General features: G+C 33.1%; 8 protein-coding genes. All 8 read left to right on the forward strand.

Annotated features, from left to right (window positions below; genetic code table 11):
• Positions 1-3 precede the first annotated feature (3 nt).
• The 8 genes from B9O19_RS08485 to B9O19_RS08520 all read left to right on the forward strand — a co-directional run bounded on the left by B9O19_RS08485 (position 4) and on the right by B9O19_RS08520 (position 15,237).
• Positions 4-1,008 (forward strand): hypothetical protein, encoded by a 1,005-nt coding sequence (locus B9O19_RS08485; protein WP_102366013.1) that lies wholly within the window; start codon positions 4-6, stop codon positions 1,006-1,008.
• The gene (locus B9O19_RS08490) at positions 1,001-6,829 is read left to right on the forward strand and encodes an RHS repeat domain-containing protein (protein ID WP_102366014.1); all 5,829 of its coding nucleotides are present in this window, start codon (positions 1,001-1,003) and stop codon (positions 6,827-6,829) included. Before B9O19_RS08485 ends, B9O19_RS08490 begins: the two co-directional genes overlap by 8 nt.
• Before the next feature lies 1 nt (position 6,830).
• Entirely contained in the window at positions 6,831-8,195 is a 1,365-nt protein-coding gene (locus B9O19_RS08495) for a stalk domain-containing protein (RefSeq protein ID WP_102366015.1), read from the forward strand.
• 379 nt (positions 8,196-8,574) lie between these two features.
• Complete coding sequence (locus B9O19_RS08500; RefSeq protein WP_102366016.1) at positions 8,575-8,826, forward strand: hypothetical protein; 252 nt, start codon at positions 8,575-8,577, stop codon at positions 8,824-8,826.
• A gap of 39 nt (positions 8,827-8,865) precedes the next feature.
• The gene (locus B9O19_RS08505; protein ID WP_102366017.1) at positions 8,866-9,555 is read left to right on the forward strand and encodes a hypothetical protein; all 690 of its coding nucleotides are present in this window, start codon (positions 8,866-8,868) and stop codon (positions 9,553-9,555) included.
• A 415-nt stretch (positions 9,556-9,970) separates the two neighbouring features.
• Positions 9,971-10,987 carry a hypothetical protein gene (locus tag B9O19_RS08510; RefSeq protein ID WP_102366018.1) on the forward strand — a complete coding sequence of 339 codons (1,017 nt, stop codon included), beginning with the start codon at positions 9,971-9,973 and terminating at the stop codon, positions 10,985-10,987.
• Between the two features lie 275 nt (positions 10,988-11,262).
• Entirely contained in the window at positions 11,263-13,518 is a 2,256-nt protein-coding gene (locus B9O19_RS08515) for an RHS repeat domain-containing protein (protein ID WP_102366019.1), read from the forward strand.
• 18 nt (positions 13,519-13,536) lie between these two features.
• Positions 13,537-15,237, forward strand: a complete 1,701-nt coding sequence (locus tag B9O19_RS08520; protein WP_158648962.1) for a stalk domain-containing protein — start codon at positions 13,537-13,539, stop codon at positions 15,235-15,237.
• Positions 15,238-15,444: the final 207 nt, after the last annotated feature.

A 15,444-nucleotide genomic window follows, 5' to 3' on the forward strand; every position in this document is an offset into this window, starting at 1 on the left:
AGTATGAAAAAGAAAATTATTATTTTAGGAATATGTTTAGTTCTTGCAGCGGGGACTGTTGCAGCAGTGGCAAGCGGTGCGTATAATAATCAAAATATAGATATAAAATCAGCATTGTCAAAAGTATTTTCATCTGAGAAATCTGAAAAAAGTTTAGTTCAGAAAGACAGTGTGCAGACAGATTCAATATCTTTAAATGATGATCAAAATAAATCTGTTATAAGTACGGATTTATCAGATAAGGCCATCGCACTATACCCATCCAACTTTTATTCCATGGTTGAGATATTGAAATCAAATATTTCAGATACTGAAAGTATAGCTGATATTTTGGCATCTTATTTATATTTAAGAGATATTTATGGTCTTAATAATGAACAGCTTGAGTATATAGCCGGTCTTATTACCAATGGAGCCGACCCAAACAGTATATTAGACATAGCATACTTTTGGGCTGACACTTGTGAAGATATAACCATAATTGAACAGATATATAATAAAAAAGGCGATTATGAAGGCGGGCGTTTTTGGATTGAGAATGCTTATAATAATATCACAAAAAATGTTCATGGGGTTTTAGAATCTGAGGAAATAAATAATTATCTTTCTTTGGGAGTAACTGTTTCAGATATACAGAACGCAAATATTTTGAGCCGCAAAGGAGTTTATTCAATTAAGCAAATTTTAGACAGAATTGCCGGCGGAGATACAATGATAAACATTATAAACGAAGTATATGGCACAAGTATAAGTCAGCCGGTCAATTTGTTTGGAATAAGTGAAAATGAAAAATCTGACGAGAGTATATTGAACAGCAAAGAGCTTGCGGCGCTTGAGAATAAACAGATTGAGGAATCTGCTTCAGAGATTTTATCCGATGAGAAAACAGCTGAAAGACTGGTGGAAAAAAGAAATGAAAAAAATGCGGAACTGGTAAAACAGCTGATAAATGAGGGAATATTAGAAGGGAGAATAGATAAAGATTTGGGGGTTGTGTTTGATGAATAAGATAAAATGCAGATTAATAATATGTATAGTGTCAATATTAGTAAGTATGATAGGAATCACATGTTATGCGTCAACATCAGATGAGTTGTATGAACAATCGTTAACCCAAAACTTGATAGAGCAGTACGGAGCGGATTATGAAACTCCATTTATAGCTCCCGGCGGCAACGTGTCGCTGAGTGACGGAAATGTTAATATAAATGAGGTGGATATGAGTCTGCCAGGAAGAAATGGTATGGATGTTAATATTAGGCGTACTCATTATGTAAACGGAGGACCTGTCAGTTACAGCGGAACAAGAGTATTTGCCAGAGGGGGAAGCGTTCAAACAAGTCCGATGTATGTGTTTACATATGTTTTAAACGGTAATTCAAAGACAATATATGTAGCGTTTGATAAAGAGGAGGATTTGGTAGACAGTTTTTATGCCGAGTCTTCAAAATTAAATACAATTGAGACTGACGCCATAGGTAAAAAATATTATAAATACTCAACTATAAAGGATACATCCGGAGTATTGTTCACTAGAGATAAAAGTAAGGCTGCAGTAAAAATGAGCGAAGTACCTAATGAGTTTTATACAACCACAGTGCATGCTACCGATATTGAAATAGGTTATGGCTGGTATGTGTCAATGCCTCAGTTGACTTTGGTAAACAAGTCAGAACAAGCCTCTGATATGAAATATAAGTATTTATTTAAAGATGAAAACGGTCAGACAATGAATTTTTCATATTTGAAAGAAGAATCGAAAGATTCAGGCTGGATATATAAACCGGGAAGCTGTAAAGTTTCAGATTCAGACAGCCAATATACAGCTCAGGTATATGATGAACTTCAGACGCATAGTTTAGGATTTAACTATGATATAACAATAACAGACGGTGAGGGGAAGACATATTATTACGAACAAACCTTGAAAACATACTTTTTGCCTGCCGCAATTATCGATAGGTACGGCAATGCCGTCCGTTATACTTCCAACGCTGACGGAAGCGTGACGATAGTTGATACTTATGGCAGAAATATACACGTGTCGCAGGCAGGTATAACTGTCTCAAATGGGAACTTTACTAAGAGCGTAGAATACAGCCTCTCAAGGGTAAACAGTGACAGAGACCCATACGGTCTGCTGGATTGTTATTCGAAATATATTTTAAATGTTAAGAAGTATAATGGCGTTTCTTATGAGACTACAGAATACGTATCGCATAAGAGTACAATGCTTTTTGTCAGGAGCGGTGAAGTAAGTTATTATGATAAAATTGAGAAGGTTACATTTCCGACAAATGCTTCGGTAGAGTATGAATACGAAACTGTTCCAACAGTTAAAAAGTTTGCTTCCAGTATTGGGGCGAATGTGGTTTCGCATTGTGATTATCATATAAATAAAGAAAAAGTATATGAAGACGGCAGTGAAAAATATGAAAGAACATATTCGTTTGAACAAGCTTCCCAGAAAAGTTATGTAGATAATAAAGAACGCAGTGTTACAGTTGAGGACACATATGACGACGGAAGTAAAAAAAGTATGACTTATAGTTATGATTATGCCGGCAGACTGTTTGAGAAAAGCGGACAAATTGAAGGCAAAAAATATACGGAAGAATATAAGTATTCCTATACTTCTCAGAATCTTTTATCATCAATTCCGGAAGAAAATATGCTGAAATGCAGAAAGGCATATTTGAAGAGCACAATAACTACCTATGACAATAACATGGTAAATATAGCTTATAATGAGTATAACAGCAGAAATCTTCCTACGTATACTATGAACGGAGAGTTAGAGTCATTATATACATATGATAATAATTATGGTATATTATTATCAAAGGAATATCAAAAAGACAGCAATACTAAAATGAAAGTAAGTAATACCATAACCGCGGACGGAAAAAGTATCTTAAAGTCAGAAGTTTTTGAAAACGGCTCTCAAAAGACAGTTACTTCATATACATATAATAGCGATGGTACCATAGCAAGCCAAACTGTCACACCTACAGTAGGAGAACCGCTTACTACAGAGTTTGGCTATACATATAATCCTGACGGCTCATTCAGCATAACGACAACCGTTAATAACGTTAAAGATAATGACGGCAGCAGTAAGTCGGTGACAACAGTGCAGAATTATGACTGGCTGGGCAACTTAACATCGTCTGTTGACGCTATGGGGAATACAACTGTATATTGGTATGATAACTTAGGAAGGGTGATCAGACAAATAAATCCTGATGAAACAAACAAAAAAATAGACTATAACGTTTCTGACAACAGTGTTACGGTTACTGATGAAAACGGATATGTAACAACAAAAGACTATTCTCCGCTTGGCTATATGGATAAGATTTATTTTGATAATGATTTAAACAAGCTGGCTGCAGAATATAAATACGATAACCACGGCAGAAAAGTAAGCGAAACAGCATATCAGGATATCGGAGGAAAGGCTGTAAAGGAAAATTATACTTATGACCAGTTCGACAGAATAAAGACTCAAACCAGCAAAGAGGATGATACAGTTTTAGATAAAATCAACTATCAATATAGTTATGGAGAGGGATACCAAAGTTTGGGTGAGGGAATTAATATAGTAAACGTTCCTTCAAATGCTAAAAAGCTAACAGTTTTATTCTACAGCAAATCATCGAGGAACTATGATGCAGCTGTTCAGGACGACAACAGCGTATATTTTACTGAAAAAATGACGTATGGAAAGACAAAAGGAACCGTTGTTGATGTGACAGGCTTGTCCCAAATAAGAATTTCAGCAGGGTATAGCGGAGCATACTATAAATTTCTGACCGATGAAGAGACTGCTCAGAATATAAACCTGCTGGGCGGAGCAAGCCAAACGGTTACAGCGACATATACAGGGGATGAGACATATGTGAAACCGACAGTTGAAACTGTATTGGACGGATTTGGAAATAAAGTGTCAGAGACTTACTATAAGCACGGAACCGATACAGTGCTGAACAAAAACACATATAAGTACGACTATGCCGGGAATGTGACGGAGACTCTTGGCGGACGAACTTATATGGAGAATTTGGGAAGCTATACAAGCAAAGCTGAATATAATTATATGGGTAAGCCCACTAAAGTATATCAGACGGACGGTAGTTATGTAACCGCTGAGTATGATGATTACGGAAATGCTCTGACAAGCACAGACTATGAAGGCAATACAACAACGGTATGTTATGATATACTGGGAAGAGCAATAGCCTGCGAAGCGCCGTTTGATGAAACGACAACCACAAAAAGTCTGACATATTATGACGCAAACGGAAACGTGATAAAAACAAAGCAGCAGGTGACAGCTTCAAGCTATACTGAGACAGAAAACGAGTATGATAACCGCAACAGGCTGGTATCGGTGAGGATAAACGATGGTGAGCGGGACATATATACGCAGTATGCGTATGACGGAGCAGGGAATGTGGTAAAAATGGTAACCGGTCAGACAAGCAAGATAGAAGATTTGTATGGAACCCTGCCGGAAGAAGCAACGTATCAAACCTATGAGTATGACAGATTTGGAAATGTGACAAAAGCCACAGACGCGCTGGGACAGGACGTGATAAGTGAATATAACCTGATGGGACTGCCAACCAAACAAACGGACAAAAACGGAAATGAAACAGTAAATACGTATAATGCGTATGGAAGCGTTTTGACGAGCAAGGTGACAGGAGATGAAGATATAATCAATGCATACAGCAAGAATAATCTTCTGATATCAACCAAACAAGGAAAGGAAGAGATAAAATACACCTATGACGACTATGGCTATATGAAAACAGAAAGCCAAGGGAATATTCAGAATACATATAGTTATGACGTAAACGGAAACAGGAAAAATTATACACAAAAAGCAGGAACAAACACAATACTGACAGGGTCATATACATATGACATATTGGACAGACTGATAGAAGTAGATTACGGAACAGTAAGCGCAGGGTATATGTATAATGCAAATGGAAGACTGACAAAGGAGACAAGGTGGAATATAACAAGCGAGTATACATATAACAAAGCCGGATTGGTGACAGAGATGAAAAATAGTTCAGGTCAGAGCTATACATACAGCTATAACTTGGCAGGAAATCAAACTGTAAAAGCGTCGGGACAGGAGATAACAAACTATGGATATGATGGAATAGGACAGCTGATAACTGAAAATGTAGTTTCGCCCAAAGAAGATGAATGGGATTATAATAATACATATTATCAGTATGACACGAGAGGAAACAGGATATTAAAGTCAAACAGCGATGTGTACGAGGAAGCGTCGGAGATAGAATATAAATATGATAAGAACAATAGGCTGAAAGAGGAAAGGGAGACGAATCCGATAAACAGCATGTATGAGAAGATAACATCATACGAATATGACAACAACGGAAACATATTGTTTAAAGGAATAGAAGAGTATGACGGAATAATAGAAGGAGAGGAAAGAGAAATAGAGCTGGGAAAAGGATATTTTGAAAACGAGGAATATGTAAGGTATTATAGCTATAACGGAAGAAACCAGCTGATAGGAATGAAAAGCGACAAGACGGAAGCAATATATAAATATGACCCGACAGGAAGGAGAGAGAGCAAAACAGTAAACGGAAAGACAACGACCCACCGCTGGGATGGAAGCAATATAGTGAGCGAAGCTGGAGAGAATCCAACGGTATACTATATGGGAATAAACCTGATAGCGCAGAAAGATAATGCGGGAATAAGTTATTATCAGTATAATGCACACGGAGACATAACAGGTTTAGAAAACACAAAAACAAAGATGCTGACGAGATACGAGTATGACGCGTTTGGAGGCTCAAAGGAAGTAACGGGAACAGTATACGGATATAACGGCCAGTATACAGACAAAGAGACAGGATTGATATACTTGAGGAACCGTTACTATGACCCGGAAACAGGAAGATTCACACAAGAAGACCCGGTAATGGACGGACTGAACTGGTACGCATACTGTGGTAATAATCCTGTGAATTTTTTTGACCCAAGTGGGTTAGAATCTGGATATTGGTATAAGGATAATTCAATTTTAGATGAATCGTTGCAATATACAGAACAAGAACAAAAAAATATGGATTCGGCTATTCAGGCATATAAGGATGGTTTCTTATCTGAAGATGATTTAATTGATAATATAATAAGTAATAATGGTATTATTCCTAGTGTAGGATATGAAATAAATGGGAATAATGTAAATATAATTATTAGAGCTGAATTTTCTGGTGATAGATGTGACGAAGTGTTTGAAAGTACAGGTAAAACATATAAACAATTATGCATTGAAGGCATTGAAGAATATTGGTCAGGAGAGGTTGATGGAATTACTATAAATACGAAAGTTATTGAATTTGACAAAAATAAATGTAAGGTTGAAGAATATAAACTTTTAAGCTATGAAAGTATGGTAGAAGAAGCTGGAGAAGGTAGAGAAAATTCAGGATATGTTTCTCATAAACCTGGTAAAAAAACATACATAGTAGATTTTGATTATCATAAATCCCAATTTGTTAATAGATTTACAGAATATGATCGGTATCAATATGTTTGTGTTCATGAAACCGGTCATGGATTGAGACTTGGAGATTTACATGACAAAGGAAAGTATTCAGCATGTGTTGACTCAATAATGTGGGGTAATGCGAATTATACAGTTTCAAACAAATCTCTTGATTTAAGGATGTTATTAGTATCAGTATCAAATAAATTTAATAAAGATGTAGAGTATAGTAGTTATCCTGATATAATGGATAAATATTCACCAGATTGGAGGAAGTAAAATGAAATGTATACGTTTTGTAAGTATAATAATTGTAGTATTAATGATGTCTCTAACTTGTTTTGGTTCTGAAAAGTTAAGTTATAACGACGAAATAAAAGTCTACATAAATAATAATGAAATAAACCTTGATATGTATCCGTTTATAGAAGATAACAGAACTATGGTTCCTATGCGGGGGATTTTTGAAGCCTTAGATGCAGACGTTGATTGGGATGAGAACAATCAAACAGTTATAGCCACAAAAAATAATATTACTATATCCGTAACAATAAACAGTGATATAATGATAAAAAATAAAGAATCTATAAAATTAGATGTTCCTGCAAGGTTAGTAGATGACTGCAGAACCTATGTTCCTCTTAGAGCAGTCTCGGAAGCTTTGGGGTGTATGGTTAGATGGGATGATGAATATTCAATTGTTGATATCATTGATGACTCAAATCTGCCTGATAAGTGGCATGTTGGAGACATATCTTGTGATGAGTGGTTTGGATATTACTATTTTAATAGAGAAGATATGCCTGAGAATGAATATGGATATTTTTCTGACTGCAGTAAATTTTCTGATGGTCTAGCTGCAGCGAGTCAAAGTAATAAATATTCTTCAAAAAAATATTATGGATATATTAACGAATATGGATATTTTGTAATACCTGATATATATACAGAAGCAGGTGATTTTCAGAATGGGATTGCAATAGTAAAATCTGATTTTTATCCATATCCATATAGAATAAACACAAAGGGAGAATGTGTTGATAATATAGAATTAAAAAAGAATAATGAAGCCAATAATAATCTTGAAGTATTTGAAGATAAAGGTTTATATGGATATAAAGATACAGATGGAAATATTGTAATTGAAGCATCATACACTGAGGCGAACAATTTTTCTGATGGGTTAGCATTGGTAAAGTCAAGAGATGTAATTTGTACGGGGACTGACCGATTTGATGGATATGGTTATATAAATGTCAAAGGAGAGCTAGTTATACCATTTGAATATTATTATATGTCGACAGATTTTAAGGATGGAAGCGCATGTGTTTATGATACGGTAGATAATGTTTTTAGAGCATGGTATATTGATAAATCAGGTAATAAGATGTTTGGCGATAAAACATTTGTAAGCGGTAATAATTTTTCTGAAGGTTTAGCGGTTGTTCAAACGAAAGGAAATTTACCCAGACCGCTTTTTGCAAGTTTTGATGAAAAAGATGAGTTCACATATATTAATAAATCCGGAGAATATGCAACAGAAAACAGGTATGATTATGCTGAATCGTTTGTTAATGGCAGAGCAAAAGTTGTTATTGACGGAAAAGAGAGGTATATAAATAATAAATTTCAATTTATTGATTAGTTATTTTAATAATAGGCAAATATTTGGCTATTAGAAATTATGGAGTGTAGAATTAAAAAGATGGATTTTTACATAAACTGAAAAATTCCGGAGGGCGTAAATCATTACGCCCTCCGGTAACTCCGAAAAGTTGGACAAGCATACGCATAAAAAACTGAAACGGAGTAAAAACACCGGAAAGTTTTTGCTTATATAAAAATAATTAACTATTTAAAATAAAAATCCATTAAATACTTCCTTTTTAAATAGTTAAGAAATACATATAACTCCGTTTCAGTTTTTTATGCGTAAGTAAGTATATTAAAAACAATTAAGTGTAGAAGCGACAAAACTAAAAATAAAAAGTTATACAGAAAAACAATATGGAGAAGCGTTTGCTATGACAATAGAAGATGCTTTTAGAGCTGAAAAGTCTTATGAAACAAGAAGTGAAAATACAGATTTAGTGATAGGAACAAATGGATATGGTCAATTTCCATATGATTTGACAGTAACAAGTAATTCTGTTTTTTCACCAGAATCAGATATGGGTGATTTAAAAGAAAAAAGGATAGGTGATTATGTATCAGCAGCAATATTGAGAAGCAGAGGACCCAATATAGTAGAATATTTATTAGATGTTTATAACTAAAGTATTATATAACTAAAAAAATAAAAAGGATGTGTAAAAATGAAAAGATCAATAGGATGTATGATTGCAATATGTATATTATTATCAAGTATAACAGTGAATGCACAAATAAGACCATTTTGGGCTGATGGAGATTTTAATATAATATGTGATTTAGGAATAGTACCAAAAGAATATAGAGAAAAAGATATAAATGATTTAGTAACAAGGGCGGAAGTTGTTCATACACTTTCATGTCTTGTTTTTGCCGATAATTATCTGATTCCGCAGGATAATCAAGATGGAATATATGAGAATCTTGGTTGGAGATTCGAGGATATTGAAAGTAACTCTAAAGATTGTACTATAGCATTTTGGGGAGCATCTATGAGAATATTTAAAGGAGATATAGAAAATGGAGTACATAAGGCCAATCTTCAAGAATTAGCAACATGCAGAGATGTAGTATTTATGTCCTTAAGAGCGTTATATAGAAATCTACTTTTTAAAGACGATGATGAAGTAGATTATTTTAATTTAGCAAAAGAATGTGGAATGATAAATTATGGGACTGTAATATCATCAACGTCAGTAGCAATTGATTTTGAAGAGTTAGATGACAATATGACATGGGAAGAATTTTCAAAAATAGTAAGAACTATTTTATATATTCCAAAGACTGTGACAGCATATGGAGGATATATTAATGAATATTACATAGATGATTGGAAAAAAGGCTATAGAGAATAAAGGTTCCTAATAAAACAATAAATTAAGATAACTTTAAAAAATAATGTTTAGTAAGTAAATTTTGAGGGCGTAAATTAATTTACGCCCTCCGGTAAACCAAAAAAAGTTGGACAAGAGTACGCATAAAAAACTGAAACGGAGTAAAAAACACCGGAAAGTTTTTGAATATATAAAAATTACTTGATCATTTGAAATAAAAATCCATTAAATACCTTATTTAAATAGTTAAGAAATATATAGCTCCGTTTCAGTTTTTTATGCGTAAGTAAATTTAGGCAAAATTATAGAAGATAAAATATTGTTAAGACAACTTATTTTGCCCATCTCAAATCAAATAAGTGAAAATGCTTTAAGAAAAGAACAGGGGTTAGGTGCAAGAGTATATCATGCTACACTTTAAAAAAGGAGTTATAAAATGAATAAAAAAATAAGTAAAATAATAGTTTTTATTTTAATTATTTGTGCGTTATTTCAAAGCACTTCAGTAAATACATATGCAGAAGAGAGAACAGAAATAAATACTGATGAACTAACAGAACAATTAATATTATATGAAAATTATGAAAATGATAGTTTTACAAGAGAAGATTGCATTGTTAATATAATGAAAATTATAGGTTTGACGGAAGATGTTATTGAATTAAGTGGAATATATTTAGGCAGACCTTTTATAGATTACGATGCTAAATTAAATGCGTATGATTATAATTATATTTCTTATGCGTGGTTAATTGGAATGGTTCAGCTTGAATTAAAAAATAATGCTGCGTGGGAATTAAGACCAAAAGATAAGGCTACAATACGAGAAGTTTTAACTTGGTCCGTACGATGTTTAGAAAGGTCTGGAGAAGGGTGTGATAAAAAACATTGGGATTATATTTTTACAGATGAAGAATTGTATGATAAGGCGTCAAAGTATAATTTAATTGACGAAACCGAAATTCAATTTGATGGGTTAAATGATTTAATAAATGTAGAAAAGTACAAAGAAATAATTTCAAATCTATTAAAATGTCAAATTAATATACACTATGCAGATAATGAGTCATATCCTGAAGAATCGGGATGCGATTTAAAATATGATGGCAAAACTTATGGAGAATATATAATATTGAAGAATGGAGGATTTGAAGTTAGAAAACGAGAACTTTTTTTCAGTATAAATGAAACTGCTTATGATAATCCAATATTTTTATACCGTTTATACAATGATAGAATTTTCATGGACTATCTTACTATAAAATATAGTTTATTTTATAATTTAAGTGAGGAAGAATTTGATAAAATAATAGAAGACAATTCAATAGAAAGATATGAAAGAAAATTTAAGGATAGAACAAATACATATGTGTCAATAAGAGAATTCTGTGAAGCAATAGGATATAAAGTAGAATATGAGGAAAGTAGCAATACTATAATTTTAACAAATTAAATATAACAAAGAAAACTTTATTATACGAGAAAGTTTGTTAGGATGTAATTTAATTACATCCTAACGAATTGACAAGTTGAAGAGTGAAGAACAAGAGTACGCATAAAAAACTGAAACGGAGTTATATGTATTTCTTAACTATTTAAAAAGGAAGTATTTAATGGATTTTTATTTTAAATAGTTAATTATTTTTATATATTCAAAAACTTTCCGGTGTTTTTTACTCCGTTTCAGTTTTTTATGCGTAACAAGATATAATAAGTGAATATAACCTGATGGGACTGCCAACCAAACAAACGGACAAAAACGGAAATGAAACAGTAAATACGTATAATGCGTATGGAAGCGTTTTGACGAGCAAGGTGACAGGAGATGAAGATATAATCAATGCATACAGCAAGAATAATCTTCTGATATCAACCAAACAAGGAAAGGAAGAGATAAAATACACCTATGACGACTATGGCTATATGAAAACAGAAAGCCAAGGGAATATTCAGAATACATATAGTTATGACGTAAACGGAAACAGGAAAAATTATACACAAAAAGCAGGAACAAACACAATACTGACAGGGTCATATACATATGACATATTGGACAGACTGATAGAAGTAGATTACGGAACAGTAAGCGCAGGGTATATGTATAATGCAAATGGAAGACTGACAAAGGAGACAAGGTGGAATATAACAAGCGAGTATACATATAACAAAGCCGGATTGGTGACAGAGATGAAAAATAGTTCAGGTCAGAGCTATACATACAGCTATAACTTGGCAGGAAATCAAACTGTAAAAGCGTCGGGACAGGAGATAACAAACTATGGATATGATGGAATAGGACAGCTGATAACTGAAAATGTAGTTTCGCCCAAAGAAGATGAATGGGATTATAATAATACATATTATCAGTATGACACGAGAGGAAACAGGATATTAAAGTCAAACAGCGATGTGTACGAGGAAGCGTCGGAGATAGAATATAAATATGATAAGAACAATAGGCTGAAAGAGGAAAGGGAGACGAATCCGATAAACAGCATGTATGAGAAGATAACATCATACGAATATGACAACAACGGAAACATATTGTTTAAAGGAATAGAAGAGTATGACGGAATAATAGAAGGAGAGGAAAGAGAAATAGAGCTGGGAAAAGGATATTTTGAAAACGAGGAATATGTAAGGTATTATAGCTATAACGGAAGAAACCAGCTGATAGGAATGAAAAGCGACAAGACGGAAGCAATATATAAATATGACCCGACAGGAAGGAGAGAGAGCAAAACAGTAAACGGAAAGACAACGACCCACCGCTGGGATGGAAGCAATATAGTGAGCGAAGCTGGAGAGAATCCAACGGTATACTATATGGGAATAAACCTGATAGCGCAGAAAGATAATGCGGGAATAAGTTATTATCAGTATAATGCACACGGAGACATAACAGGTTTAGAAAACACAAAAACAAAGATGCTGACGAGATACGAGTATGACGCGTTTGGAGGCTCAAAGGAAGTAACGGGAACAGTATACGGATATAATGGACAGTATACAGACAAAGAGACAGGATTGATATACTTAAGGAACCGTTACTATGACCCGGAAACAGGAAGATTCACACAAGAAGACCCGGTAATGGACGGACAGAACTGGTACTCATACTGCGGTAATAATCCTGTAAACTTTGTTGACCCAAGCGGGCTGGTAAATGTTGAGGATGAAGATCCTATACAGGATTATTGTTCAAATCAAGGTCAAGTTGTTGGACAGGAAAGAATAAATATTAATAGCGCAATTCATGCTTATCAAGATGGAGTTTTGTCCTATGAGGATATGTTAAAAAATGTTGTACTCAATGGTGGAACTATAAAGGAAGAAAAGAAACTTAATGCTATTAGTGTGGTAAGAAATGGTAACAACATAAATATTACGGCAAACGTGACAATTGAAGGTGAATTGGCAGATGAAGAAATTGGTGATACAGGTAAAAAATATTCTGAGGTTGCTATATCGGGTATAAATGAGGCTTGGAGTGGCAAAATGGGCAATCTAAGCATTTATACAAAAGTGGTAGTTGCAGATAATTCAATTTACAAAACCATTAAAATTACAATTACGGAATCTATTCAAACTTCTGTGACTGATGTTAATACAGGTGATATTACTTTAAATTGTACTAAACCGACGAGAATTGTTGATAATGATTTTACGGAAGAGGAAATTCAAATCCAATATGATTATGCAGTAACAAATTGTATAAGAAACTTAAAAAATGTAGCGGCTCATGAATTTGGTCATGGTGGTTTTAAATTATATGATATTTATTTTGACAGTAAACCTTTCAATAAAGGGAAACCTATAAAAAATACTGGGAGTATTATGTCGAATGGAAGTTTTGCACAACCAGTGGATTTTGCTATGATGTTATATAACTATAAAAATAATGGTTTTAATAATTGGCTTGCATATTCGGATCATGAAGATATATTAAATAAATACGCTCCTGGCTGGGAGTATATAGAATAGAAAGATTGGGTGATGAAAATGAAATTATTAAAAAAAATACTTATTATTCTTATACCGTTATGTTTGTTCGTAAATATGGTAGTTTTTTCAAACATTGAAAATGATTATAATGAACATAATGAAACATTTGCAAATAAAATTGATAGCGAATATCATGTAATTAAACTTAAAGATGCCATAAAATATGATGATTGCATTTTAGATGCTCGAGCTGTAAATATTTATTATGCAGATGAAAATGGAATATGGATAGATTTTTACGGAATAGACGATAATGAAAACTCTGTTGATAAATGGAATATGGCGTTAGTCGGATATGATGGTTCAATAAGGTATTATAATAAAAATGATGATTTATTGAATGGTTTGTTTTATGATGGTATAGCAAGGGTAAAGATAGATGATAAATATGGATATATAAACGAGTCATATAATTGGGTTGTTCCACCAATATACAACTTTGCTACAATTTTTAAAGATGGTATGGGGTTTGCTAGCAAAGAGAATAATTATGGAGAGATAGAAAATTTCTTTTTTGATAATACAGGTAATGTTATTTTTAGTACAAAAGGTGATTTTGTAAAATATCATTCAAGTATAGCAACAGAATATGATAAAGAAGAAAATTATGAGGTATTTTCAAATGGTTATGCAGAATACAATCTAAATGGTAAAAAATATATAATTGATAAGGATTTGGTTCCTTGTCAAAAGAACAAGATAGAACTGCCTGACAGCGGAGAATTAATAGGATATGATTCAAAATCATCAATAAAAGTTTATACCTTTTTATCAAACCAAAACGATAAATTTGACAAAATAAATGCATATATGTATGGAAGGGATAATGAACTTAAATATACTAATACTTTCATAATTGAACATGGAACGTATTATAAAAATTTTAGAATATTGGATAGTGGTATGGTTTTATTCGACGGGTATTTAAACGAAAATCAGAACAATACTGGATTTATAGAACTAGTTTCTCCAGATGGGCAGGTTATTGGTAGTAAAGAGTTAAAACAATATATACAAGGTAATAATTTGTATGACAAATGTTTTAGTTATGGTGAGAATTTACTTAGACTTGAAAATGTTTTTTATAATAGGAATTTAACCGAAATTGGAGAGATATTGTTATATGAAAATAGTACAGACGATGAAAGTACTGTATCTGAATTTATTGGTGGTAATAATAACATTGTATGTTGTTTTACTGGTCATACAAAATTAAAGCAAAATAATACAGTATATTATGTTGGAGAATTAAATACTATATTTGTTCTTAACCATAAAACTGTAAAGTTAAACAATTCTCCTAAATTTGTAAATCAGGATAAAATACCTCAATATGAAAATAGCAATGAAATAAAAATATATTTAAATAATGAACAACTCAAATTTGATATAACACCAATAACAGAAAAAGACAGAACATTAGTGCCGATGAGAGCAATATTTGAAGCGTTGGGAGCAGAAGTAGAATGGGAAAATGAAACTCGAACAGCAACAGCAACAAAGAATGGAATAACAGTGTCGGTGACAATTGACAGTAATAAAATGCAGAAAAATGGAGAAGACATAGAACTGGATGTACCTGCAAGATTAGTAGGAGACAGCAGGACATTGGTGCCATTGAGAGCAATATCAGAAGCATTCGGCTGTCAGGTGGAATGGGACGAAGAATTGCAAAGGGTAGATATTTATTCAAACTAAAATTGTTGCGGAGGGCGTAAATCATTACGCCCTCCGGTAACTCCGAAAAGTTGGACAAGCATACGCATAAAAAACTGAAACGGAGTAAAAACACCGGAAAGTTTTTGCTTATATAAAAATAATTAACTATTTAAAATAAAAATCCATTAAATACTTCCTTTTTAAATAGTTAAGAAATACATATAACTCCGTTTCAGTTTTTTATGC

Source organism: Monoglobus pectinilyticus (assembly GCF_002874775.1).
GTDB lineage: Bacteria > Bacillota > Clostridia > Monoglobales > Monoglobaceae > Monoglobus > Monoglobus pectinilyticus.